Origin of the sequence: Nonomuraea sp. NPDC048882, assembly GCF_040649755.1 — a bacterium.
Lineage (GTDB): Bacteria > Actinomycetota > Actinomycetes > Streptosporangiales > Streptosporangiaceae > Nonomuraea > Nonomuraea maheshkhaliensis.
Genome location: NZ_JBEZGB010000013.1, coordinates 121,551 through 145,181, shown reverse-complemented (window position 1 = coordinate 145,181; position 23,631 = coordinate 121,551). Strand labels below are relative to the sequence as shown.

19 protein-coding genes are annotated in these 23,631 nt (G+C 70.5%); 9 read left to right on the top strand and 10 right to left on the bottom strand.

The annotated features are described in order from the left end of the window. Positions 1-32: 32 nt before the first annotated feature. The gene (locus tag AB0C27_RS38400) at positions 33-674 is read left to right on the top strand and encodes an RNA polymerase sigma factor (protein WP_357854844.1); all 642 of its coding nucleotides are present in this window, start codon (positions 33-35) and stop codon (positions 672-674) included. After that, entirely contained in the window at positions 671-1,849 is a 1,179-nt protein-coding gene (locus AB0C27_RS38395; RefSeq protein WP_357854842.1) for a CU044_5270 family protein, read from the top strand. The genes AB0C27_RS38400 and AB0C27_RS38395 overlap by 4 nt, the downstream gene beginning before the upstream one ends. A gap of 116 nt (positions 1,850-1,965) precedes the next feature. Here the strand turns inward: AB0C27_RS38395 and AB0C27_RS38390 are convergent, their stop codons facing one another. The 3 genes from AB0C27_RS38390 to AB0C27_RS38380 all read right to left on the bottom strand — a co-directional run bounded on the left by AB0C27_RS38390 (position 1,966) and on the right by AB0C27_RS38380 (position 3,356). Further along, complete coding sequence (locus tag AB0C27_RS38390) at positions 1,966-2,373, bottom strand: hypothetical protein (protein WP_346113273.1); 408 nt, start codon at positions 2,371-2,373, stop codon at positions 1,966-1,968. Positions 2,374-2,397: 24 nt separating this feature from the next. Further along, a complete protein-coding gene (locus tag AB0C27_RS38385) occupies positions 2,398-2,640 on the bottom strand; it encodes a hypothetical protein (RefSeq protein WP_357854838.1) in 243 nt (80 codons plus the stop codon). A gap of 92 nt (positions 2,641-2,732) precedes the next feature. Next, entirely contained in the window at positions 2,733-3,356 is a 624-nt protein-coding gene (locus AB0C27_RS38380) for a TetR/AcrR family transcriptional regulator (RefSeq protein ID WP_357854836.1), read from the bottom strand. 80 nt (positions 3,357-3,436) lie between these two features. On the opposite strand from AB0C27_RS38380, the gene AB0C27_RS38375 reads away from it, so the two are divergent. The 5 genes from AB0C27_RS38375 to AB0C27_RS38355 all read left to right on the top strand — a co-directional run bounded on the left by AB0C27_RS38375 (position 3,437) and on the right by AB0C27_RS38355 (position 9,119). Beyond that, positions 3,437-4,867, top strand: a complete 1,431-nt coding sequence (locus tag AB0C27_RS38375) for a DHA2 family efflux MFS transporter permease subunit (RefSeq protein ID WP_357854833.1) — start codon at positions 3,437-3,439, stop codon at positions 4,865-4,867. A gap of 76 nt (positions 4,868-4,943) precedes the next feature. Beyond that, positions 4,944-6,131, top strand: a complete 1,188-nt coding sequence (locus AB0C27_RS38370; protein WP_357854830.1) for an RtcB family protein — start codon at positions 4,944-4,946, stop codon at positions 6,129-6,131. A 531-nt stretch (positions 6,132-6,662) separates the two neighbouring features. Further along, entirely contained in the window at positions 6,663-7,508 is an 846-nt protein-coding gene (locus AB0C27_RS38365; RefSeq protein WP_357854827.1) for a DUF1996 domain-containing protein, read from the top strand. A gap of 413 nt (positions 7,509-7,921) precedes the next feature. Further along, positions 7,922-8,338: a DUF305 domain-containing protein gene (locus tag AB0C27_RS38360; protein ID WP_357854824.1), complete on the top strand. Its 417-nt coding sequence runs from the start codon at positions 7,922-7,924 to the stop codon at positions 8,336-8,338. Between the two features lie 109 nt (positions 8,339-8,447). After that, positions 8,448-9,119: a phosphotransferase gene (locus AB0C27_RS38355; RefSeq protein WP_357854821.1), complete on the top strand. Its 672-nt coding sequence runs from the start codon at positions 8,448-8,450 to the stop codon at positions 9,117-9,119. Positions 9,120-9,206: 87 nt separating this feature from the next. Here the strand turns inward: AB0C27_RS38355 and AB0C27_RS38350 are convergent, their stop codons facing one another. The 6 genes from AB0C27_RS38350 to AB0C27_RS38325 form a co-directional block, all read right to left on the bottom strand. Beyond that, positions 9,207-10,010, bottom strand: coding sequence for an NAD(P)H-binding protein (locus AB0C27_RS38350; protein ID WP_357854818.1), 804 nt, complete (start codon positions 10,008-10,010; stop codon positions 9,207-9,209). Between the two features lie 125 nt (positions 10,011-10,135). Further along, entirely contained in the window at positions 10,136-10,756 is a 621-nt protein-coding gene (locus AB0C27_RS38345) for a phosphotransferase (protein ID WP_357854815.1), read from the bottom strand. Continuing rightward, positions 10,753-11,484 carry a respiratory nitrate reductase subunit gamma gene (narI, locus tag AB0C27_RS38340; RefSeq protein ID WP_357855528.1) on the bottom strand — a complete coding sequence of 244 codons (732 nt, stop codon included), beginning with the start codon at positions 11,482-11,484 and terminating at the stop codon, positions 10,753-10,755. The genes AB0C27_RS38345 and narI overlap by 4 nt, the downstream gene beginning before the upstream one ends. A 130-nt stretch (positions 11,485-11,614) precedes the next feature. Beyond that, the gene (narJ, locus tag AB0C27_RS38335) at positions 11,615-12,169 is read right to left on the bottom strand and encodes a nitrate reductase molybdenum cofactor assembly chaperone (protein WP_357854812.1); all 555 of its coding nucleotides are present in this window, start codon (positions 12,167-12,169) and stop codon (positions 11,615-11,617) included. Continuing rightward, positions 12,166-13,758: a nitrate reductase subunit beta gene (narH, locus tag AB0C27_RS38330; RefSeq protein ID WP_357855525.1), complete on the bottom strand. Its 1,593-nt coding sequence runs from the start codon at positions 13,756-13,758 to the stop codon at positions 12,166-12,168. Before narH ends, narJ begins: the two co-directional genes overlap by 4 nt. Positions 13,759-13,763: 5 nt before the next feature. Continuing rightward, the gene (locus AB0C27_RS38325; protein WP_357854809.1) at positions 13,764-17,378 is read right to left on the bottom strand and encodes a nitrate reductase subunit alpha; all 3,615 of its coding nucleotides are present in this window, start codon (positions 17,376-17,378) and stop codon (positions 13,764-13,766) included. Positions 17,379-17,530: 152 nt separating this feature from the next. Here AB0C27_RS38325 and AB0C27_RS38320 point away from each other — a divergent pair, with 152 nt between their 5' ends. Continuing rightward, positions 17,531-19,219 carry an ABC transporter ATP-binding protein gene (locus AB0C27_RS38320; RefSeq protein ID WP_357854806.1) on the top strand — a complete coding sequence of 563 codons (1,689 nt, stop codon included), beginning with the start codon at positions 17,531-17,533 and terminating at the stop codon, positions 19,217-19,219. A gap of 103 nt (positions 19,220-19,322) precedes the next feature. After that, positions 19,323-21,095, top strand: a complete 1,773-nt coding sequence (locus AB0C27_RS38315; RefSeq protein ID WP_357854803.1) for an ABC transporter ATP-binding protein — start codon at positions 19,323-19,325, stop codon at positions 21,093-21,095. Between the two features lie 567 nt (positions 21,096-21,662). On the opposite strand, the gene AB0C27_RS38310 is transcribed toward AB0C27_RS38315, so the two are convergent. Further along, complete coding sequence (locus AB0C27_RS38310) at positions 21,663-22,937, bottom strand: alpha/beta fold hydrolase (RefSeq protein WP_357854800.1); 1,275 nt, start codon at positions 22,935-22,937, stop codon at positions 21,663-21,665. Positions 22,938-23,631: the final 694 nt, after the last annotated feature.

Genomic DNA, 23,631 nt, shown 5'->3' with positions numbered 1-23,631 from the left:
GAAGAACGCATTCCGAACGAAGGGGCTGGGCGGTGACGGATGATGCGCACCGGTTCACCGGCATGTACGACGAATGCCGGCAACGGGTCTGGGCCTACGTCGTCAGTCGGGCCGGGCGGCAGGTCGCGGACGAGGTGGTCAGTGAGACGTTCGCGATCGCCTGGCGGCGGCTTGACGACGTGCCCGACCCGGCGCTGCCCTGGCTGCTCGGCGTCGCCCGCAACGTCCTGCGCGACAACGTACGCGCGGAGGTGCGCAGGCAGGCCATGGCCGCCGAGCTCCAGGCGTGGACCGAGGGGGACGTGGCCGACCAGGTGACCGAGCGGATGGCGGTCCTGCGGGCGCTGGCCGCGCTGCGGGAGGACGATCGGGAGATCCTCGTCCTGGTCGCCTGGCACGGGTTGTCGCCCAAGGAGGCCGCGCGGGTGATCGGGTGCTCGACGGCGGCGTACCGGGTGCGGCTGCATCGGGCTCGCAAACGGCTCAAACAGGCCATCGAGGCGGTGGAGTCCGCGGAGCTCGTGGAGTCCGCGTCGTCGGCGGGTTCGGGGGAGGCGGCGGCGGGCGAGCCGCACTCCGGAGGGCCGTCTTCGAGCGCGCCGTACGCCGGCGAGCCGGTCCGGCGCGAATCGCCCACGCCCCACGTGCGGAACCTCAGCGAGGAGTGGTCATGAACCCCATCGACGAACTTCGGGCGGCCAGGCCCGCGCACCTGGACGGCGGCCAGGTGGACGAGCCGACCAGGGCCGTGGAGCTGGCCCGTGCGATGTCGGGACCCCGTCAGGCGCCTCGTAGGCGCAGAATCGTACGGCCGGCCTGGGGGCTGGGGCTGGCGGGGGCCGCGGCGGCTGCGACGGCGGCCGTGGTGGTCGTGTCGGGGAACGGCGCGGTGCCCACGAGCCCGTCCCCCGCGCCGGGCACCCCGGGCGTCGCGGCGAGCGTCACCCGGACGAGCGCGCCCCGGGTGGCGTTGCCGGCCAAGGAGGTGCTGCTGGCGGCGGCGGAGAACGCGGCGCGGCAGGACGAGGGCAGCGGCGCCTACTGGCACAGGGAGTCGGTGAGCCGGAACCTCTACCGGGTCGAGGACGGCGGCTACCTGGTCGTGGACCGTACCCGTTCCGAGGGCTGGACACCCAGTGCCGTCGGCGGCGAGCAGTGGTCGCGCAGCCGGTCGCTCGGCGCGGAGCCCGCCACCGAGCAGGACAGGCAGGCGTGGGAGCGGGCGGGGTCGCCGTCCGCGTTCCAGGCCGTCATCCCGGGCAAGGGGCAGGGCAAGGAGAAGTACGGCGCCATCCCGCTGTCCACCTCCCCGCGTCCGGCGAGGACGGAACGCAGCCCGCTGACCGACGGTGACAAGGTGTTCTGGCTCGGCAAGAACGTCACCATGAAGGACCTGCGCGGGCTGCCGAGCGATCCGGACGGGCTGAAGAAGTGGCTGATGGCCTCGTACGAGGGCCACGGGACCGAGGCGGAGAGCCAGGAGATGTCGGGCGACGTGTGGCTGTTCACGGTCAGCATGGGGCTGATCATGGATATGCCGGTGACGCCCGAGGTCCGGGGCGCGGCCTTCCGCATGCTGGCCGAGCTCGACGAGGCGAAGGTGACCGCGAACGTGACCGACGCCGAGGGGCGGCAGGGAACGGCCGTGTCGGTGGAGGAGCCGACGCACGGAGGCGGGATCGACGAGAAGCGGCTGGTCTTCGACGAGGCGACCGGGCGGGCGCTGGCCAGGGAGAACGTGGTGGTGAAGGCGGGCACGTTCCAGGCCGGGCTGGCGCCGGGCACGGTGTGGACGTCGGAGGTGCTGATCGGGGCCGGCTGGACGGACGCGGCGCCGAAGGGCTCCTGACCTCGTCGTCTCTGGCCGCGAGGCTCGTCGTCCCTGGCCGCGAGGCTCGTCGTCCCGATCGCGCGGCTTGCCGGGCGGGCGTCCGCTCTTGGCAGGCCGCCCGGTGGGCCGGGTGGTCAGCCGCTCTGGCGGGCCGCGTCGTTGGCGTTCGTACGGATCTGCTGGATGCGTTGCTTGGTCAGCCCGAGCAGCTCGCCGATGTCCCCGTCCGACAGCCCCAGCTCGTGCATGTGTTTGACCCGCTTCTTCAGCGTCCGCGTGTAGTCCTCGGCGATGGCGGCGGCCTGGCGCTGGAGGGCGGCGAAGTCGTCGAGGTCCTGCTCCGACAGGCCGGGCAGGGCGTAGTGGTAGACCGGGGCCGGCGGCCTGGGACGGTCGGCGAACAGGAACGGCAGCCCCTCGGCGACGTCGGCGTGCAGCTCCTTGAGCGTACGGGCGGACATGCCGCCGGCCACGCCGTCCACCTGGGCCAGCCACAGGCTGCCGGCCATGGTGACGTGGACGTCCACGCGGTCTGCGGTCATCGGTGCTCCAGTCAGTCCTTCAGCTCAGTCCTTCAGCCAGCCGTCGCCGAAAAGGTGTGCCAGCCCTTCTTCGAGTGAGTCCACGAGCTGTGGCGTCTCCCCTGGGTAGAGCGGGACGATCGCGCGGGCCGCGACCCGGCCCCCGATGTCCCACAGCAGCAGGAAGCGCTGCCGCCTCGTCGTCTCCACCCAGTCGGGGCGCAGGCCGTGGAGGCGGGAGAGGCCGATGATGCGGTCGCGGATGGCCGCGTAATCATCTCGTTCCACCACACGCGGCAGACTATATCCCTTGACTAACATCGACAAGGGGTCTTGTCGGCGATATTTCCCATACGTGTTGGTTAGGGCGCGCTTTTGGTCTAGGTCGTGAGCCAGGCGCGCGCGAACGTCTCCACGGCCGTACGGGCGATCGTCGCCAGCTCCGCCTCCTCCAACTGCCGGGTGCCCATCTGCGAGCGGGCCTCAAGGGGGCCCAGGATCAGAGCCAGGAACTGCTCGGCCGCCAGATCGGGATCCGTGGTGCGCAGGCGGCCGGCCAGCGCGAGCCGGGCCAGGCGGTCGGCCAGCGCGTGGTTGAGGCGGTCGAGGCCGTACTCCTTGACGATGTCGAGGATGTCGGGAAAGTGGGTGATCTCCGAGTAGAGCAGGCGGCGCAGGGCGCAGTATCGGCTGTCGGTGTGCAGGCGGAGCAGCGCGAGCGCGACGCCCTCCAGCGCGGCGGGCAGGTCATCGCCCGGGTCGCTCAGTGGCGCCAGGGCGGCCACGCGCTGGTCGAGCGCGGCGATCGCGGCGGCCTCCACGGCGTGCCTGAACAGGGTGGCTTTATCGGTCATGTGGTTGTAGACCGTCGGCTTGGCCACCCCCGCCTCAAGCGCGATGTCCTGCACGCCGGCCTGCGCATACCCCTGCCTGGCGAACACGGTGAAGGCGCCGTCCAGGATCGCCTGGCGCTTGTCGATCCGTCCGCGGGTGGTGCTGCTCACGTCATCGATTGTACTCACCGGTTCAGCTAGATGGACGCGCCGGGTTGCGATCGAACGCACGAGGTACTTATCTTGAACCAATGAGTTCAATAAATGATGACCGACTGGGTCGCCGGCTGGTGGGGATCATCGCCGTGGTCCTGCTCGGCGGGCTGCTCGGCATCCTCAACAGCACGATGGCCGCCGTCGCCACCGACACCCTGGTGCTGGCGTTCGACACGTCGCTGAGCACGGTCGGCTGGGCCTCCACCGGGTTCCTGCTGGCCGTGACCGCCACCATCCCGTTCACCACCTGGGCCGTCGACCGGTTCGGCGGCAAGCGGCTGTGGATCGCGGGGCTGCTGGTGTTCCTGGCCGGTTCGCTGGCCGCGGCGCTGGCCTGGAACGCAGGCAGCCTGATCGCCTTCCGCGCCGTGCAGGGGCTCGGGGCCGGGCTGCTCGATCCGCTCGTGCTCATCCTGCTGGCCAGGGCCGCGGGGCCGCGGCGGGCCGGGCGGGTGATGGGGCTGATGGGTGTGGTCCTGTCGCTGGGGCCGGTGCTCGGGCCGATCGCGGGCGGGGCGATCCTGGGGGCGTTCACGTGGCGGGCGATGTTCCTGATCAGCGTGGTCGTCGGGGTGGTGGCGCTGGTGCTCGCCGTACGGGTGATCCCCGCCGACGAGCCGGGCTCGCGGGGACCGTCCAGGCTGGACGTCCTGGGCCTGGCGCTGCTCGGCCCCGGGTTCGCGGCCGTGGTGCTGGGGCTGTCGCAGACGGCCGAGCAGGGCACGATCGCGGTCTGGCAGGCGCTCACGCCCCTGGGTCTGGGCATCGCCCTGCTCACCGGGTACGCCGTGCACGCTCTGGGCCGGCGCCGGACGCCGCTGATCGACCTGCGGCTGTTTCGCAACCGGGGGTTCAGCGGCAGCGTCGCGATCATGGGGCTCGGCGGCATGGGCCTGTTCTCCGGCCTGTTCGCGCTGCCGCTCTACTACCAGCAGGCACACGGGCACGGCGTGCTGGCGGCCGGGCTGCTCATGGCTCCGCTCGGGCTCGGCGGCTCCATCGCCATGCCCCTGGCGGGACGCCTCTCCGACCGGATCGGCGCGCGCGGCCTGGCCGCCGGCGGGGCGGTCGTCGCGATCCTGAGCATGTTCGCCCTGACCCTGATCGGGCCGGGAACGCCTGAGGTCTGGCCGGCGCTGGCGGCGCTCACGCTCGGCCTGGGCAGTGGTTGCTTCAGCGCGCCGACCATGGGGTCGCTGTACCGTACGCTGCCCGGTCCCATGGTGGCGCAGGGCAGTTCCGTCCTCTACATGCTCAACCAGCTCGGCGCGGCGCTCGGCGTCGCCCTGGTGACCCTCGTCGTCCAGAGCCCGGCCGACACGATGAGCGGGCTGCGTGGCGTCTTCTGGGTCGGCGTCGTCTCCACGGTGATAGTCCTGGCCCTCGTCCCGCTGCTCCCGGGCAGGACGACCGGGGCGCCGGCGCCCGTACCTTCGGATCTGGAACGAGCGGACGTACCGCGCTAATTCGCTTGCGGAGGGTAGAGGAACTCTGGCCTGATAGATCATGTTCCAGACGCGACCGGAAGGAGGCGATACGAAGATGACGTACAACGAGGTGACCGGGACCAGGCGGCCGCTGCGCATGTGGGCGGAGCCTGAGACGGTCGATCCGCAGGCGATGCAGCAACTGCGTAACGTGGCGAACCTCGAGTGGGTCCACGGTGTCGCCGTCATGCCGGACGTGCACCACGGCAAGGGCGCGACGGTGGGCTCGGTCATCGCGATGAAGGACGCGGTCTCGCCGGCGGCGGTCGGCGTGGACATCGGGTGCGGGATGACCGCGGTGAAGACCTCGTACAAGGCTTCGCAGCTCCCCGACAACCTGGCCTACCTGCGCGGGAAGCTGGAGCAGGCGGTGCCGGTCGGGTTCGGCCACCACAAGCGGCCGGTCGACCCGGGCAACGTGCACGGGATGAAGACGGCCGGGTGGACGGAGTTCTGGAAGGACTTCGACGACCTCGCACCGGCCGTCCACGCGCGGCGCGAGCGCGCCGAGGTGCAGATGGGCACGCTCGGGGGCGGCAACCACTTCCTGGAGGTGTGCGCCGACGACGAGGGCTGGGTGTGGGTCGTGCTGCACTCGGGCTCGCGCAACATCGGCAAGGAGCTCGCGGAGCACCACATCGGGGTGGCCCGCGGCCTCTCCCACAACAAGGGCCTGGTGGACCGCGACCTGGCCGTCTTCCTCGGCCGCACGCCGGAGATGGACGCCTACCGGCGCGACCTGTTCTGGGCCCAGGACTACGCGCGGCGCAACCGTGCGGTCATGATGGGCCTGGTCTGCGACGTGCTGCGCCGCCACCTGCCGAACATCGCGTTCGAGCAGACGATCTCCTGCCACCACAACTACGTGGCCGAGGAGCGCTACGACGGGGTGGACGTGCTGGTCACCAGAAAGGGCGCGATCCGGGCCGGCTCCGGCGACCTGGGCATCATCCCTGGCTCGATGGCCACCGGCACCTACATCGTCAAGGGCCTCGGTAACAGCGCGGCCTTCAACTCCGCCTCGCACGGGGCGGGGCGGAAGATGAGCAGGAACAAGGCGAAGAAGACGTTCACCGTCAAGGATCTGCAGGAGCAGACGGCCGGGGTGGAGTGCCGTAAGGACTCCGGGGTGATCGACGAGATCCCGGGGGCCTACAAGGACCTGGAGTCGGTGATGGCGGCCCAGACGGACCTGGTCCAGGTGGTCGCGCACCTGCGCCAGCTGATCTGCATCAAGGGCTGACCGGGGTCGCCAGCTTCGCGGGGGCCGGTCCGACAGCGTCGGACCGGCCCCTGATCGGTTTCTCCGTGGCGGGAGACCACTCAGATGAGAGAGCGCTCCCTGAGGTGGGATGGTGCGGTCGAGTGGGGAGTCAAGGCCGGGCGGATTCCGAGGTTTTCTTGGCGGTGGCTGGGTGAGGCGGGTTCGCGTCGTCCAGGGTGAGTTATCGCTGGTGGTACGGATGTTTGGCGGTGAGCGACTGCGCTCGATCGCTTCCGGGAGGTTTCGGCGGGGTTAACCGACGTCTTGACAGCGGGTGGGGAGGCGAGCACGCTCCTTCTCAGGGAGCGCTCCCTCGAACCAGCCCCCCCAGTTTGACGGAGACCTCGTGAGCTCACCCCTGCGCTGCCTGGCTGTCGTGGCGAATGCCAGATCGTCGGCACGTTCGCGTTGTCCGCCTGCGCCGTCCTGCTCGGCCAGAGCGAGTCCGCCTTCACCGCTTCGGATGTTCGTCGACCGCGTACGGGTCCACCGATGATCAAGGGAGCCGCCATGTTACCCGTCTCACGACTGATCGCCCTGCTGTCCGTGCTGTTCGCCACGTTCGCCGTGGCGCCTGGGCCGGCCTCGGCCGAGCCCGTACGGGTGGCGGAGTTCCTCGCCGACTGCCCGTTCAGCCACCGGCTGCCCGACGACCCGATCGTCTTCCCCGGGCTGCCCGGGGCCTCGCACATGCACAGCTTCTTCGGCAGCCGGGTCACCAACGCCCACACCCAGCTCGCCGACCTGCAGCGGGGCGCCACCAACTGCAACCCGGCCGTGGACAAGTCGTCGTACTGGGTGCCGACCCTCTACCGCGACAACGCTCCCGTGGAGCCGGCCATCATCACGTTCTACTACCTCGGCGAGGGCGTGCGTGACGACATCGTCGCCAGGACCCAGCCGTTGCCGCTCGGGCTGCGGATCGTGGCCGGGAACGCCAGGGCGACCGGGCCCGACAACACGACGATCTCCCGGTGGTCCTGCCTGCACGCCGGGCACGTGCCCCCTTCCAAGGATTTCGTGAACTGCCCGTCCGGGACGATGCTGGAGTCGTACCTGGACTTCCCGCAGTGCTGGAACGGCCGGGACCTGGATTCGGCCGACCACAAGAGCCACATGGCCTATCCGGTGGGCCTGCAGTGCCCGAGCAGCCATCCGGTACCGGTGCCGAAGCTGCGGCAGGTGATCCGTTACCCCGTGACCGGCGATCCTTCGCGGCTGCGGCTGGCGTCCGGGGGCGGGTTCACGATGCACGGCGACTTCTTCAACGCCTGGCCGGTCGAGGAGATGGAGCGGCGGGTGCGTGACTGCATCAGGCCGGTCATCAAGTGTGGCGCTGACGGGCGGCCGTCCTAGGGCCGGTCATCAAGCTGGTGTCGGCAAGCGGCTGCCGTAGGGCCGGTCGTCACGTGTCGGCGCCGATGCGTGGCCGTCGTAGATCTTGCCCGGGCGGGCGTCCCTTCCCGCTCGCCCGGGCCTTTCGCCTGGGGATGGTTCCGGTGCTGAGATGTGGGTTGATGTCGTTCGTGGTGGTTGCGGTTGCGTGCTTTGCCCTCGTGGGGTGCTCTGCTCCAACTCGGGGCCCGGCTGCTGCGGTGCCTGCTGCTCCTGCTGTGTCCGGTTCTCAGGCGTCCGGCTCGCACGGTCCCGGCTCGCACGGTCCCGGCTCGCACGGGGGCGGCTCTCACGGGGCCGGCTCCGGGGGGTCGGCCGCCGCGGGGTCGGGTGCGAGTGCTGCCGCTGGGTTCAGCCCGACGGATCTGGCCTGGTTGCAGCTTGCCGAGGCGTTGCACGGGCGGGTCGTGCCGCTGCTCGAACTGGCTCCCGATCGGGCCGGGAAGCCGCTCACCAGGCTGGCCGGTCGGCTTGGCACCGCGCATGAGAAGGGGCGCGGGCGGTTGCGGGCGCTGCTCGCCGAGGCCGGGGTTACCGGGGACAATCCTCATGCTCTGCACGACATGCCCGGTATGCCCACCGCCGACGAACTGCGTGCCTTGGACGGGCTGCGTGGCGACGCCTTCGAGCGGCGCTTCACCTCGCTGCTGCGGGCGTACCTGAATCAGCTTGTGCTGGTGGCGAACGGCGAGCGTGACGCCGGTGGCTCGGCGCGGGTGCGTGAGCTGGCGAAGACGATGGCAGGCGTGCACACGACCGAACTGGCCGAGCTGGACCGGGTCGCCGGGTGATCAGAGCCCCTTTCGTGACGGGTCGCTGCGGTGCGTCAGCCTGGCTCGGTCGTGGTGCTTCGGTCTGGCTCGGCCGCGCGTGGCCGGGGTCGGCGCGTAGGTTGGCCGTATGCGGATCGGGGAACTGCTGGGGGTCGGACGCAGTGCCGACGTGTACGCGATCGGCGGCGGCCGGGTGCTGCGCCGCTACCGGTACGACCTCGACGCCAGTCGGGAGTCGGCGGTCATGGTGTACGTGGCCGCGCACGGCTATCCCGTCCCCGAGGTCTTTCCCGGCGAGGGCCGCGCGACCGACCTGGTGATGGGCCTGGTGCGGGGGCCGACCCTGCTGCAGGCGTTCACCGAGGGGAAGGCCGACGCGGGGGAGGTGGGCCGGATCCTGGCGCGCTTACTGCGGCGGCTGCACGAGATCCCGCCCATGGAGCCGGGCGACCCGGGTGATCGGGTCCTGCATCTTGACCTGCATCCCGACAACGTGATGCTCGCCCCGCAGGGACCGGTGGTGATCGACTGGGCCAACTCCCGGTCTGGGCCGCCCGCGCTCGACTGTGCCCTGTCGGCGCTGATCATCGCGCAGGTGGCCGTGGACGAGGAGCTCGGCCGGCCGGAGGAGGCCCGCGCGGCGCTGGCCGCGCTGGTGGCCGAGCTGGGGGACGACCTGGACGTGGGCGATCCCCTGGACGAGGCGAAGGCGATCCGGGACGCCAACCGCACGCTCAGCGACCGGGAGCACGGCCTCCTGGACGAGGCGGTGGCGCTGGTGCGTGAACTGGCCTCCTGATCCGTCCTGGCTTGGTCAGCGCCAGACGTTCGCAGCCGCGCGAGGTTCCGGCGGCGCCGCATGCGGTGGTCAGGATGCGGGTCTTGGTCAGCGCCAGGCGCCGTTGGTGGCGGCTTGTTTGGCGTAGGTTTCGAAGGATTTGGGTGGGTGTCCTGTCACCTGGGCCACCGTTTCGGTCACCGGCTGGTCGCCGAGGGCGCGCAGGGCGGCGAACGCCTTGGTCGCCTGGATCGACTCTCCCGAGAATCCGTTGGCCGCGATGTAGTCTTCGTCGCCGCCCTTGTAGCGCACCTCGCGGCCGCTCGCCCGGCCGATGATCTGCACGGCCTCCTCGAACGGCAGTGAGCGCGGCCCGGTGAGCTCGTAGGTCTGCCCGGCGTGGCCGTCCTCGGTGAGGGCCGTGGCGGCGACGGCGGCGATGTCGCCCGCGTCGACGAAGCCCTGCCCGACGTCGCCGAGCGGCAGCACCAGCTCGCCCGCCATGATCGCGGGCCGCAGGAAGCCCTCGTCGAAGTTCTGGTCGAACCAGCTCGGCCGCAGGATCGTCCACGCGGCCGGGCTGTCGCGGACGGTGCGCTCGGCGGACAGCAGCCGCTCGTCGCCCATGGTCTCGATGCCGCCGCTGGACAGCAGCACGATGCGCTCGACGCCCTGCTCGACGGCCAGCGACACGAACGCGGGATCGATCGGGGTGCCGTCGGGGGCCATCAGGTAGAGCGCCGACGCGCCGGACACGGCGGCCTGCCAAGTGGCGGGGTCGGTCCAGTCGAACCGGGTCTCAGCGCTCCTGGAGGCGGCCCGCACGCGATGACCTGCGGCCCGCAGTTGCCCCGCCACGCGGCGGCCGGTGGTGCCGGTGGCGCCTAGCACGAGAATCACTTGGCGAGCCATGCCCGTAGTCAAGCAAAGGCCACCGACAGAATCGGTCAAGGGCTGCGGTCCGCTCGGTCTGGAAGGTCGCCGGCAGGACGCGTCGAGGGCTGCCGGCTGCTCGGTCCGGAAGGTGAAGGCTCGGGTTACTCCGTCCAGGCCGTCGTGGCGTCGAGGCGTTCGCGCCACAGCTTCTCCCCGCCGCCCCCAGGCTCCCAGCGGGCGCAGAAGTCGAGCAGGTCGCGGCAGCGCGCCACCATGGCCGCCTGGCGCTCCGGCCAGCCGGGAACGTCGTCCCCGTACGCGGCGAAGAAGTGGGAGAGCAGCGGCACCTGCTCCGGATGGTGGCTGCGGACGATCCACTCCAGCCAGGCCAGGTCCTCGACCGGCCGGCCGGGATGGGCCCACTCCCAGTCGAGGATCGCGGCCGTCTCGATCGTGGCCGGGTGGAACAGCATGTTCTGCGGGCCGTAGTCGCCGTGGACGATGCCGAGCCGGTGGATGCGGGCCAGCATCCGTCCGCACTCGGCGAACACCTCGGCCGCCCGCCCCTCGTCGATGAGATCCTGACCGTGGGAGCCGTCGACGAACCGGGTGGTCAGGCTGGTCGAGGTGACCTGGTGGACGCGGGGGACCGGCAGGCGGCCACGCAGGCGGCGCAGATAGCGGCTCTCCGTGCTCAGCCGAAAGGCCGCTTCGGGACCCTGGTAGCACTTCACGACCAGGGCGCCGTCGCCGAATGTGCTGTTGGTGTACCCGTGCTTCACAAGGGTCGATTCTGGCGTACCCGGACGCCTCCCGGGCCCCTTGGCGCGCCATCCGAGCGGCTCCGATACACGATGTAAGGACGGAACAAATACCCCAACGGGGCGGAAAGCGCGTGCACCAGGCGGCTGAACGGGAAAAGGAGGAACAGCATCATCCCCACCACGGTGTGCACCTTGTAAAGACCGCTCGCCTGGCTCATCGCGACCACGTCGGGACGTAGCGTGAAGATGCCGCGAAACCAGGGCGCGACCGTGGTTCGATAGCTCACCTCGCTGGGTACGAGCCCCGCGATCGTGGTCACCGTGCCCGTGACGATGGCGCCGGCCAGCACCACGTACATCACCTTGTCGTTGACCGTGGTCGCCAGGAAGACGGGGCCCTTGGTGCGGCGGCGGTAGATCAGCAGGGCCAGCCCGGCCAGGGTGGCCAGGCCCGCCAGGCCGCCCCAGACGACCGCGTTGGCGTGGTACGCCTCGTTGGACACGCCGACGGCGCCGGTCCAGGCGAGCGGGATGACCAGGCCGGTCACGTGGCCGACGATCACGAACAGCAGCCCGTAGTGGAAGAGCGGGGAGGCCACGCGCAGCAGCGGGCTCTCGTAGAGCTGGGAGGAGCGGGTGGTCCAGCCGAACTTGTCGTACTTGTGCCGCCAGATCAGCCCGCCGACGAAGATCACCAGGGTGACGTACGGCGCGACCGTCCACAACATGTCCTCGCCCCAGCTCATCGGTGGCCGCCCGTCGTCCACGATCTACTCTCGCCCCCGCCCGTCGTCCACGATCTACTCTCGCCCCCGCCCGTCGTCCACGACCTGCTCTCGCCCCCGCCCGTCGTCCACGACCTGCTCTCGCCCCGGCTCATCGGTAGCCTCCCACGCTCTCGGCGGGTGGCCCGGACGCGGCCAGCCGGGCGGCCCGCGCCCGGTCGGCGGCGCCGATCGGCGGCAGCGCCGCGCACACCGCGCCGAGCACGTGCCGGTACGGCGAGTCGCGTTCGCGCAGGGCGGTGAGCAGGAGCTCCAGCCCCGCCCGGTGCTCGTTGAGCAGCGCGGCCCCCGAGTCGTCCAGCGCGGCGAACTCCAGCAGCACCGGCAGGAAGTCGGGCAGTTCGTCCTCCATCAGCTCCCAGCCGGCCATCCGGTAACGCTCCTTCAGCGCGGCCAGCGACTCGCCGCGCCGGCGGGTGTCGCCGTCGGTGTAGTAGGTCAGGTAGAGGCAGCAGCGCCGCTGCAGGTCGAACGTCTCCACGTAGTGGGCGGCCAGCTCGCCGGGGCCCAGCTCTGCGGCGAGCGCCAGGAACGTGGTGAAATGCGGCTCCGCGGCCTCCCTGATGAGCGGCAGGCGGCGCCAGAAGCGTTCGTCCGGATAGGCGAGCAGGTGGGCGGCGGCCTGCCAGACGACGGCGGGATTCATGATTTGCCCTTCCTTCGCGGGAAAAGTCCGGCCGGGGCGCCGCGGCCGTCCCAGTTGAGCAGGTTGACCCGGTCGTGGGTGATCTCGTCGCCGGTCTGGCGCTCCTTCAGGCCGTGGAAGCTCTCGATCGAGACCGGCACGGGGCGCCCCGACGCCTCCCCGAACGGCCCCTGCATGCCGGGCCCGCCGTCGTAGTCGAGGCTGCAACCGCCCTCCTCCACGACGCCGGGCACGTTGCCGTAGGCGGTCGGGATGACGTAGCGGTCGTCGTACTTGGCCAGGGCGAGCAGGCGGTACATCGCGTTCAGCTCCTCCTCGGACAGGCCGACGTCGGGCAGGACCGGCTCCTCCCCGAGGTTGACCGCCCGCATGTACGACCGCATCGCGGCCAGCCGGCGCAGCGCGGCCGTCACGGGCGCCGGGTCCCCCGCGGTGAACAGCTCGGCCAGATACTCGACGGGGATGCGCAGCGAGTCGATGGCGGCGAACAGGTTGCCCGCGTCCTCGCCGTCGTGCCCCGTGGTGGACAGGGCGTCCACGACGGGGGAGAGCGGAGGGACGTACCAGACCATCGGCAGCGTGCGGTACTCCGGATGCAGCGGCAGTGCTATCCGGTACCGCTTGATCAGGTCGTAGATCGGCGACCTGCGGGCGGCCTCCAGCCAGTCGGCGGGCAGCCCGGCGCGCTCGGCCGCCGGATCGTACGGGTCCACGAACAGGTCGAGCTGGGCCTCGTAGAGATCACGCTCGTCCGCCACCGAGGCCGCCTCCGTGACGCGGTCGGCGTCGTACAGCAGGACGCCCAGGTAGCGCAGCCGCCCCACGCACGTCTCGGAGCAGACCGTGGGCAGCCCCACCTCCACGCGGGGGTAGCAGAACGTGCACTTCTCCGCCTTGCCGGTCTTGTGGTTGAAATACACCTTCTTGTACGGACATCCCGTCACGCACATCCGCCAGCCCCGGCACCGATCCTGGTCCACCAGCACGATGCCGTCCTCGGCCCGCTTGTAGAGCGCGCCGGACGGGCAGGACGCCACGCACGACGGGTTCAGGCAGTGCTCGCAGATGCGCGGCAGGTAGAACATGTACGCCTGCTCGAACGACAGCCTGACCTGCTCCGACACCTTCGACAGCACCGGGTCGGGGCTCGGGTCGCCGCCCAGGTCGTCGTCCCAGTTGGCGCTCCACTCGATCTTCATCGGCTCGCCCGTGATCAGCGACCTGGGCGGCGCCACGGGGACGTCGTCCGAGAGCGGGGCGTTCGTGAGGTTCTGGTAGTCGTACGTCCATGGCTGGTAGTAGTCCTGGATGGACGGCATGAGCGGATTGGCGAAGATGGTCAGCAGCTTGCGCAGCCGGCCGCCGGCCTTCGGCTTGAGCCTGCCCCCTCGGGTCAGCTCCCAGCCGCCGCGCCAGCGCTCCTGGTCCTCGTACCGGCGCGGATAGCCCTGGCCGGGGCGGGTCTCGACGTTGTTGAACCAGACGTACTCGACGCCCGGCCGGTTGGTCCAGGTCTGCTTGCAGGTGACCGAGCAGGTGTGGCAGCCGATGCATTTGTCGAGGTTCATCACCATGGCGATCTGTGCCATCACCTTCACCGGTAACGCACCTCCTGTGATCTGCGCCGGATCGTGGTGATCTCGTCGCGCTGGTTGCCCGTCGGGCCGAGGTAGTTGAAGCCGTACGAGAGCTGGGCGTGGCCGCCGATCAGGTGCGTCGGCTTGATCAGCACCCGCGTCAGCGCGTTGTGCACGCCGCCCCGCAGACCCGTGGCCTCCGACTTCGGCACGTCGATCAGCCGGTCCTGGGCGTGGTACATGAAGACCGTGCCCTTCGGCATCCGGTGCGAGACGATCGCCCTGGCCACCACCACGCCGTTGCGGTTGACCGACTCCACCCAGTCGTTGTCGGCGATCCCCAGCTCGGCGGCGTCCTCGGTGGACATCCAGATCGTCGGGCCGCCTCTGGACAGCGACAGCATGAGCAGGTTGTCCTGGTATTCGGAGTGGATCGACCACTTGCTGTGCGGGGTCAGGTAACGCAGGGTTCCGCTCTCGCCGTACAGCGCGGCCAGATCCAGCGGCGGACGATAGATCGGCAGCGCCTCGCCGTACTCGTGCATCCACTCGTGATCGAGGAAGAAGTGCATGCGCCCGGTCAGCGTGTGCCACGGTTTGCCGTTCTCGACGTTGATCGTGAACGGCGCGTAGCGGCGGTCGTGCGACTCCTTGCCCGACCACTCGGGGCTGGCGGCGACCGGGACCGGCCTGGCCTGGGTGTCGGCGAAGACGATCCGGTGCCCCTCGGCGGCCAGCCCCTCGAAGCTGCGCCCGGTGCGCCGGGCGAGCTGGCGGAAGCCCTGCGCGGCCAGGCGGCCGTTGCTCACGCCCGACAGGGCGAGGATCGCCTCGCACGCCTTGGCCTCGGTGTCCAGCTCCGGCCGGCCCTTGGCCACGCCGCGCGGCACCAGGCCGCAGCGCTCGCCCAGCCAGGTCACCTCCTCGTCGGGCCGGAACGTCACGCCCTTGACCGGGATGCCCAGTTTCTCCGTCAGCGGGCCCAGGGCGGCCAGCTTCTCCGCGACCGCGCCGTAGTCGCGCTCGACCACCACGAGCTCGGGCTGACCGCGTCCGGCCAGCTCGCCGGGAGTGTCGTGCTGGTGCGCGAGCGCCACCACGTCCCTGCGCACGCCCAGGTGGTCCTTGGCCAGGTCGCTGAAAGAACGGGCGATGGCGTGGAAGGCGGCGAAGTCGGTGCGGGTCTGCCAGGGCGGGCTGATGGCCGGGTTGAACGCGTGCACGAACGGGTGCATGTCGGTCGAGGACAGATCGTGCTTCTCGTACCAGGTGGCGGCGGGCAGCACCACGTCCGAGAAGATCGTCGAGGAGGTCATCCTGAAGTCGAGGGTCAGCAGCAGGTCCAGCTTGCCCGCGGGGGCGCGCGGGTCGGGATTTTCCAGGTTGGACGTGGCGCCCAGGAGATGGTGCAGGAAGTACTCGCTGCCCTTGGCGGAGGAGCCCAGGAGGTTCGAGCGCCAGAGGGTCAGCACGCGGGGCCAGTTGCGCGGGTCGTCGGGGGTCTCGGCGGCGAGCCTCAGCCGGCCCGCCGCGAGTTCCGCCCGGGTGTACGCGACGGGATCCTCGGCGTCGCCGAGCTCCAGCGGATTGCGGTCGAACGCGGGCGCCATCGGCATCCAGCCGTTGCGTACGGCCTCCGTCACGAGGTCGGACGTACGCTTGCCGCGAAACAGCCCCGTGGCCAGCGGGCTGGTCAGCTCACCGGCGTCGAAGTGGTCATAACGCCACTGATCGGTGTGCAGGTACCAGAACAGGGCGCCGGGGACCTGGCGCGGCGGGCGCTGCCAGTCGAGCGCGCCCGCCAGCAGGGCCCAGCCGGCCTGCGGGCGGCACTTCTCCTGGCCCACGTAATGGGCCCAGCCGCCGCCGTTGCGGCCCTGGCAGCCGGTCAGGAGCAGCAGCGACAGGAAGGCGCGGTAGATCGTGTCGCCGTGGAACCACTGGGTGGTGCCCGCGCCCAGGATGAACATGCATCTGCCGCCGGTGGCCTCGGCCGTCCTGGCGAACTCCCTGACGATCTTCTGCGCCCGCGCGGCCGGGACGCCGGTGATCTGTTCCTGCCAGGCGGGGGTGTAGGGCTCGGTTACGTCGTCGTAGCCGGTCGGCCAGGTGCCCGGGAGGCCCGGGCGGTGGACGCCGTACTGGGCGAGGAGCAGGTCGTAGACGGTGGTGACGGTACGACCGGCCACCTGTGTTGTGGGGACGCCCCTGCGTACCGGAGGGCCGTCGTCGAAGCGGGGCAGCAGGACCTCGGCGGGCTCGGAGACGGGTTCCGAGGTCGGCTCCGAGACGGGTTCCGAGGTCGGCTCTGAGGCGGAGTCTTTGCCGGAGTCCGAGGCGGGATTCGGGCCGGGTTTCGGGCCCGGTTTCGAGTCTGGTTTCGGGTCGTACAGCGTCAGTTTCGGTTGGTGGTCGAGGTCGAGGTTCCAGCGGCCCTCGCCCGAGTCGGTCCAGCGGAAGCCGGCCGAGCCGTTCGGCACCACCGGCTCGCCGGACTCGGCCAGGAACACCGTCTTCCACCCGGCCGCCTCCTCGTCCGAGCCGAGGTCCTCGGCGGTGAGGAACCGGCCCGGCACGTACGCGTCGCCGCGCCGCTCCAGCGTGACCAGGAACGGCAGGTCGGTGAAACGCTTGACGTAGTCGGCGAAACGCGGGGTCTCCCGCTCGACGAAGAACTCCTTCAGCAGCACGTGACCCATCGCCATCGCGAGCGCGCCGTCCGTGCCAGGCCGCACGGCCAGGAACTCGTCGGCGAACTTGGCCGCGTCGTTGTAGTCGGGCGAGACCACCACGACCTTCTGGCCCCGGTAGCGCGCCTCGGCCATCCAGTGGGCGTCGGGCGTGCGGGTGACCGGCACGTTCGAGCCCCACAACATCAGGTACGCCGCGTCCCACCAGTCGGCCGACTCCGGCACGTCCGTCTGGTCGCCGAACACCTGCGGCGAGGCCACCGGCAGGTCGGCGTACCAGTCGTAGAAGGACAGCATGGTGCCGCCGATCAGCGACACGAACCGGGAGCCGACGGCCTGGGAGACCATCGACATGGCCGGGATGGGGGAGAAGCCGGCCACACGGTCGGGGCCGTAGGTCTTGATGGTGTGCACGTGGGCCGCCGCGATGATCTCGCACGCCTCGTCCCAGCTGATCCGCACCAGCCCGCCCTTGCCCCGGGCGGACTGGTAGCGACGCCGTTTCTCCGGATTCGTGGTGATCTCAGCCCAGGCGGCCACCGGGTCGCCCAGGCGTTCCTTCGCCTCCGCGTACATCTCGACCAGGACACCCCGGGCGTACGGGTAGCGGATCCGGGTCGGCGAGTAGGTGTACCAGGAGAAGGCGGCGCCGCGTGGGCAGCCGCGCGGCTCGTACTCGGGGCGGTCGGGGCCGACACCGGGGTAGTCGGTCTCCTGGGTCTCCCACGTGATGATGCCGTCCTTGACGTAGACCTTCCACGAGCACGAACCCGTGCAGTTCACGCCGTGCGTCGAGCGGACCACCTTGTCGTGGCTCCAGCGGTCGCGGTAGAAGGTGTCGCCTTCCGTGCCGCCCTTGAGGAAGAGCGTGTGCAGGTCGCGGCTGGTGGCGGAACGGCGCAGGAAGCGGCCCGTCTTCAGCAGGAGATCTTCGGCGCTCACACCCCCACTTCATCACAGAAAGTGACTCTCTGTTACACAGGGTGCATGTCCTGCTTCGTAAAGTTCGGCCTCCGGCGCTCATCGCGGAGGCTGTTCCGGTTTGCGAAAATGGTTTGCCGGATGAGGGGACACCTTGTCAATGTGGTCAGGCTATGCGCTCCCTTCCTGAGGCCGATCCCGGCGTGCCCGATCTACGCAGCCCGCTCCGCTACCTGTGGTGGAACGCGCGGCGGCAAATGCCACCCCTGCTCGCGGGCATCGGCTTCGCCACCCTCTGGTGGCTGGTGCAGGCGCTCATGCCGGCCGTGCTCGGGAAGGGCATCGAGGCCGTCACGGCCAAGGACACCAGTGCGCTGCTCCTGTGGGCGTCGATTCTGCTCGGGCTCGGCCTGCTGCAGGCGTTCACCGGGATCATGCGGCACCGGATGGCCGTCTACAACTGGCTCGCCGCCGCCTACCGCACCGTCCAGCTGACCAGCAGACAGGCCGCCAGGCTCGGCGCCACGCTGCCGAAGCGGCTCTCGACCGGTGAGGTCGTCAGCGTCGGCAACTCCGACATCGCCCACATCGGCAGCTCCATGGACATCCTGCTGCGCGGCATCGGCTCGATCGTGGCCGTCATCACCGTCACCGTGATCCTCATCTCCACCTCGCTGCCGCTGGGGCTGCTCGTGCTGTTCGGGGTGCCGCTCATGGCCGTGGCCGTCGGGCCGCTGCTGCGCCCGATGCACAAACGCCAGCGGGTGCAGCGTGAGCTGTCCGGTGAGCTGTCCACCAGGGCCGCCGACATCGTGGCGGGGCTGCGGGTGCTGCGCGGCATCGGCGGGGAGCAGGTGTTCGCCGAGCGCTACCGCGCCGAGTCGCAGCGGGTGCGCCACGCCGGCGTACGCGTCGCCGGGATCGAGTCGGTGCTCGAAGGCGCCCAGATCATCCTGCCCGGGCTGCTCATCGCGATCGTCACCGGCATCGGCGCCACGTTCGCCGTCGCCGGGGAGATCCCCACCGGGCAACTCGTCGCGTTCTACCTGTACGCGGTGTTCCTCATCGGGCCCATGCGCACGTTCACCGAAATGGCCGACAAAATCACCAAAGGTCACGTCGCGGCCGGGCGGGTGATCCGCATCCTGTCCGTCGAGCCCGAGATGACCGGCGGCACCGGCAGCAGCGAGGGCGGCGTGCTGCGCGACTCCTACAGCGGTGTAACGCTCCAACCCGGCTCCCTCACCGCCGTCGCCGCCTCCAGCCCCGACGACGCCGCCGCCATCGCCGACCGGCTCGGCCGCTACGCCGAGGGCGACGTCACGTTCGGCGCGGTCGAGCTGCGCACCCTGCCCATCGACCAGGTCCGCTCCCGGATCCTGGTCGCCGACAACGGCGCCCGGCTGTTCAACGGCCGGCTCCGCGACGAGCTCGACGTACGCGGCGGGGCCGACGACGACGAGGTGCGCTCGGCCCTGCACACCGCCTGCGCCACCGACATCGTCGACGCCCTGCCAGAAGGGCTCGACGCGGAGGTGGCCGAGGCTGGGCGCGAGTTCTCCGGCGGGCAGCAGCAGCGGCTGCGGCTGGCCAGGGCGCTGCTGTCGGACCCCGAGGTGCTCATCCTGGTCGAGCCGACCAGCGCCGTCGACGCCCACAGCGAAGCCCGCATCGCCGACCGCCTGGCCAAGGCGCGGGCCGGCCGCACCACCATGATCTGCACGACCAGCCCCCTGGTCCTCGACCGGGCCGAACACGTCATCTACGTCGAGGACGGGCGCGTACTGGCGGAGGGGACCCACCGGCAACTCCTCGACACCTGTCCGCAGTACGCGGCCACCGTGACCCGCGGGGAGGACTGACCCATGCCCCGCACCTGCCCACTGTCGGCGGAAGGTCGAGCTCAACGCCCGGTGAGACTCTTCCGCTCCGCACATCCCCACTTTCGGCGAAGGGCTGAGATCGATGTCCCGTGAGATCCTTCCGGTCGCCGACCGTAAGCAGGTGCGCGCCTACGCCAGGCGGCTCACCCTGAAATATCCGCGCCGGCTCGGCCTCGCCCTGCTCCTGCACGGTCTGGCCGCCGTCGCCGGGCTGCTGGTGCCGTGGCAGCTGGGCGAGCTGGTGCAGAACCTTCAGTACGGCCACGAGGTGAACGTCGCCGTCGTGGCCACCGCCATCGGGGCGTTCCTGCTGCTCCAGGGCCTCCTCGTCCGGTATGCGGTGCTGGCCTCCGCCAGGCTCGGCGAGAAGGTGCTGGCCGAGTTGCGTGAGGAGTTCGTGGACCGGGTGCTCGCCCTGCCCCTGTCCACCGTCGAACGGGCCGGGTCCGGCGACCTCATCACCCGTACTTCCCGCGATGTCGACTCGCTCTCGCGCACCGTGCGCCATGCCGTGCCCGAGACGCTGATCGCCATGGTCACGTTCGTGATCACCATCGGCGCGCTGCTGCTGACCAGCCCCCTGCTCATGCTGCCCATGCTGGTCGCCGGCCCGGTGATCGCCGTCTCCACCCGGTGGTACCTGCGGCGGGCGCGCGACGGCTATCTCCGCGAGAACGCCGCCTACGCCGACATCACCGAGGGCCTGGCCGAGACCATCGAGGGCGCCCGCGCCGTGGAGGCCCTCGGCCTGCGCGAGCGGCGGCGGGTCCGCACCGACCGGGACGTCGGGCGGTCGTTCGCAGCTGAGCGGTACACGCTGGGGCTGCGTACCCGCTGGTATCCCGCAGTGGAGCTCGGCTACGTCATCCCCGTGGTGGCGGCGCTGCTGGTCGGCGGGCTGTTCTACACCAACTCCTGGGTGAGCCTGGCCCAGGTCACCACCGCCACCCTCTACGCCCAGCAACTCGTGGACCCCCTCGACCGGTTCCTCATGTGGATCGACGAACTGCAGGTGGGCGGTGCCTCGATGGCCCGCCTGCTGGGCGTCGCCAACGTGCCCGACGACCGCGTCTCCTCCTCGGCCCGGCCTGCCGGCGAACTGCTTGAGGCCTCCTCCGTCCGGTACGCCTACCGCGCGGGCCGCGACGTGCTGCACGACGTCTCCCTGACCGTTCAGCCCGGCGAACGGCTGGCCATGGTGGGACCGTCCGGGGCCGGCAAGTCCACCCTCGGCCGGTTGCTGGCCGGCATCCACGGGCCGCGTACCGGGTCGGTCACCGTGGGCGGGGTGCCGCTCGTCGAGCTGCCCCTGGACGACCTGCGCGGGCACGTCGCCCTGGTCACCCAGGAACACCACGTGTTCAAGGGGACCATGCGCGACAACCTGCTCATCGCCCGCCCCGACGCCACCGACGCCGCCGTGCTCAAGGCCCTGGAGGCGGTTGACGCCCTCGACTGGGTGCTCGCGCTGCCGTCCGGCTTGGACACCGAGGTCGGCTCCGGCGGCGCCGCCACCGTCTCGGCCGCCCAGGCCCAGCAACTCGCCCTCGCCCGCCTCGTTCTCGCCGACCCCCACACCCTCGTCCTGGACGAGGCGACCTCCCTCATCGACCCGCGGGCGGCCAGAAACCTCGAACGCTCGCTGGCCGCCGTCCTGGACGGCCGCACGGTGATCGCCATCGCCCACCGCCTCTACACGGCCCACGACGCCGACCGGGTGGCCGTGGTGGAGGACGGGCGGATCATCGAGCTGGGGTCGCACGAGGAGTTGGTGGCGGAGGGCGGCTCGTACGCGGCCCTGTGGAGCAGTTGGCACGGCACCCCGACTTCCACCACGACTGTCTCTCCTTCCTGACATTTCGGCGTGTCACCACCGACCGGGAACCTGCGGTAGGTGGGTGGGTGGTGGCCCGCCAATTGGTGCATCAGTGGACTCATCGCGCATCACCAACCTGGGCAGGTCACCGGATCGGTGCGGCGAGTCGGCCGGCGGCATGGTCGGCCAGGGGACGGGGCAGGGGTCGGGCGGAGCTGTGGGTCGGTCAGGGGACGGGCGGACGACGAGCAGGTTGTCGCGCATGGTCCTTTGAACACGTGGTGTTCCTGGATGATGAGCGCGACGTGCCCGCGCAGGTCGGTCAGGGGACGGGGCAGCGGCCGGGCGGCCGTGGGGCCGGTCAGGGGACGGGGCAGGGGTCGGGCGGCTTGTGGGGCCGGTCAGGGAGCGGGGCAGGGGTCGGGCGGGGTTGTGGGGCGGCAGAGATATGGCAGCAGTTGGGCGGGGTTGTGGGTCGGGCAGAGGGCATGGTGACGGTCGCGCGTAGCTTCGCGGGATCAGGACGTCGTGGGGTTCGTATCCCGTGGGGATGGCTGGTGAGCGGGTGGTCGGGGTCGGTGAGGGGCGGTTAGTAAATGTGGTTGGTCAGCATGTGGTTTTTGGGGTGGGGAGGGTGCGGTCGGTGAAGTAGCGGTTGATGTGGTCGCGGGCGCAGGGGTTGAAGCCGTACAGGGTGTGGCCGGGGCCGTCGTGGTGGATGGTGGCGCTGCCGGGGACCTGGGTCAGGACCCGTTCGACCGCGTCGGACTCGCCCCACGCGCCGGCTCCCAGGATGGGCGGGAGGTTCTTGGGGAGGGCGACGGGTGGGTTGGTGACGGGTACGGGCCAGCCGACGCAGTTGAGGGTGGCGGAGGCGTTGCTGCCGGAGATGCCCGTGTTGGGGGCGATCTTGCGGAGGCGGGCGAAGATGGAGTTCATCTCCTTGCGGTTGGCGACCCGGGGCCAGTCGGTGCATTCGGTGACGCCGGTCGCCTGGTCGGGATAGCGGGCGCCCCTTGTCGGTACGAAGTCGGAGGCGTCGCCCTTGCTCGCCTTGCGGATCGCCGTGGCCAGCTTGGGCCAGGCCGCGGAGCCTTGGCGGGCGAGGGCCAGGGCGAAGGTCTGCAGGTCGCGGGTCTTGTAGGCGACGTTGGGCGTCGTGGTGGGGATGGGGGTGCGGTCGGCTCTGGCGATGAGGGCGCGCCAGAGCGCCGGGACGTCCTTGCAGTCGTTGGCGGCGCACCAGGTGAAGAAGCGCCGCATGAACTGCTCGTTGGTCTTGGCCATCGCCTCAAGCTCGCGCTGCCAGTCGGGGGCGCTGTGGCTCCAGGTGCCGTCCAGGACCATCGTGCGGACGCGGCCGGGGAAGAGGCGGGCGTAGTCCTGGCCGTAGAAGCCCGCGTATGAGGCACCGTAGTAGTTGAGCTCGTCGTCGCCGAGTGCCTTTCTGATCGCTTCCATGTCTCTGGCATGGTCGGCCGAGCTCATGTTGGCGAACAGCTCGGGATCCTTGAGCCGGCAGGCTTCGGCGTAGCCGCGGTTGGTGTCGGCGAGGCGGCCGAAGTCAGCGTCGTCCTTCGGCACGTCGGCGATGGGGACGCGGGTCCAGGCGCACGGCAGGCCCGTACTGAGGCCCTGGAACTGGTCCATGCCGTAGCCGCGGGTGTCCCACGTCACTATGTCCATGCGTTGGCGCAGCTCGGCCCACCAGTCGGGGGAGGACTGGGTCAGGGCGATGCCGGGGCCGCCCGGGCCGCCGTAGGCCACCAGGACGGAGCCTTCCGAGGGGCCGGTGGCCTTGAGGCGGCCCAGCTTGAGGGTGATCTTGCGGCCGTCCGGTTTCCGCCAGTCGGCTGGGACCTGGAGGTCGGCGCAGTCCATGCCGATCTTGTCGCTTGGGCAGGGCTCCCACTTCAGCGCACCCCCGGACTTGGCCGGGGTCCTAACGGTCGGGGTCTTGGTAGCTGGGCTTTTGATGGCCGGGCTCTTGGTGGCTGGGCTTGTGGCGGCTGGACTCGTGGTCGTGCTCGTCGGACTGGGCTCTGCCCGTGCGGCTGCTGGTGTGGGTGCCATGCCTGCGTTGAGCAGGGTCAGGGTGAGGGTCAGAGCCAGGGGAACGGTTGTGGAGAGGGCGAGGTGGCGTGTGCGGGGGGAGGGGTGTGGGTTGGGCATGGCGTTCACGATGCCGGAGGGGGCGGTGAGATCGCGTCGGACGGGGGTTTGGTTTATGGGGGAGGAAAGTACGACCAGGAGTTGTCAGACCGTGGGTTGATCGTCGAGGACCGACCAGGTGCTGTGGGGTGGGTTGTCTGTTGGCCGGAGGTGGTGTGGTGGCGCGGGTAACACACTGTCCCGACGTGGTGGAAAGGGGTGGGCGGCCCGGTCCCGTCGGTGCGTGTGGAGGCGGGTGGCTCGGCTCGGTCCCGTTGGAGTGCGCCCGTGATGGGTGGGTGGCTCGTCCCGGTGGTGTGGGTGGGTGTGATGGCGTGGTGGATGCGTGGATGGTCGATCCCGATGGCCGGCAGGGGAGCGGATGGGGTGGTCAGCCGCGCCAGGGCAGGTGTTTTGTCCGGCC

Excerpts from the sequence above, each read along its gene's own strand:
- AB0C27_RS38395 (WP_357854842.1), top strand. The coding sequence starts at position 671 with ATGAACCCCATCGACGAACTTCGGGCGGCCAGGCCCGCGCACCTGGAC.
- AB0C27_RS38390 (WP_346113273.1), bottom strand. The coding sequence starts at position 2,373 with ATGACCGCAGACCGCGTGGACGTCCACGTCACCATGGCCGGCAGCCTG.
- AB0C27_RS38375 (WP_357854833.1), top strand. The coding sequence starts at position 3,437 with ATGAGTTCAATAAATGATGACCGACTGGGTCGCCGGCTGGTGGGGATC.
- AB0C27_RS38370 (WP_357854830.1), top strand. The coding sequence starts at position 4,944 with ATGACGTACAACGAGGTGACCGGGACCAGGCGGCCGCTGCGCATGTGG.
- AB0C27_RS38365 (WP_357854827.1), top strand. The coding sequence starts at position 6,663 with ATGTTACCCGTCTCACGACTGATCGCCCTGCTGTCCGTGCTGTTCGCC.
- AB0C27_RS38355 (WP_357854821.1), top strand. The coding sequence starts at position 8,448 with ATGCGGATCGGGGAACTGCTGGGGGTCGGACGCAGTGCCGACGTGTAC.
- AB0C27_RS38350 (WP_357854818.1), bottom strand. The coding sequence starts at position 10,010 with ATGGCTCGCCAAGTGATTCTCGTGCTAGGCGCCACCGGCACCACCGGC.
- narI (WP_357855528.1), bottom strand. The coding sequence starts at position 11,484 with ATGAGCTGGGGCGAGGACATGTTGTGGACGGTCGCGCCGTACGTCACC.
- narJ (WP_357854812.1), bottom strand. The coding sequence starts at position 12,169 with ATGAATCCCGCCGTCGTCTGGCAGGCCGCCGCCCACCTGCTCGCCTAT.
- narH (WP_357855525.1), bottom strand. The coding sequence starts at position 13,758 with ATGGCACAGATCGCCATGGTGATGAACCTCGACAAATGCATCGGCTGC.
- AB0C27_RS38320 (WP_357854806.1), top strand. The coding sequence starts at position 17,531 with ATGCGCTCCCTTCCTGAGGCCGATCCCGGCGTGCCCGATCTACGCAGC.
- AB0C27_RS38315 (WP_357854803.1), top strand. The coding sequence starts at position 19,323 with ATGTCCCGTGAGATCCTTCCGGTCGCCGACCGTAAGCAGGTGCGCGCC.
- AB0C27_RS38310 (WP_357854800.1), bottom strand. The coding sequence starts at position 22,937 with ATGGACTGCGCCGACCTCCAGGTCCCAGCCGACTGGCGGAAACCGGAC.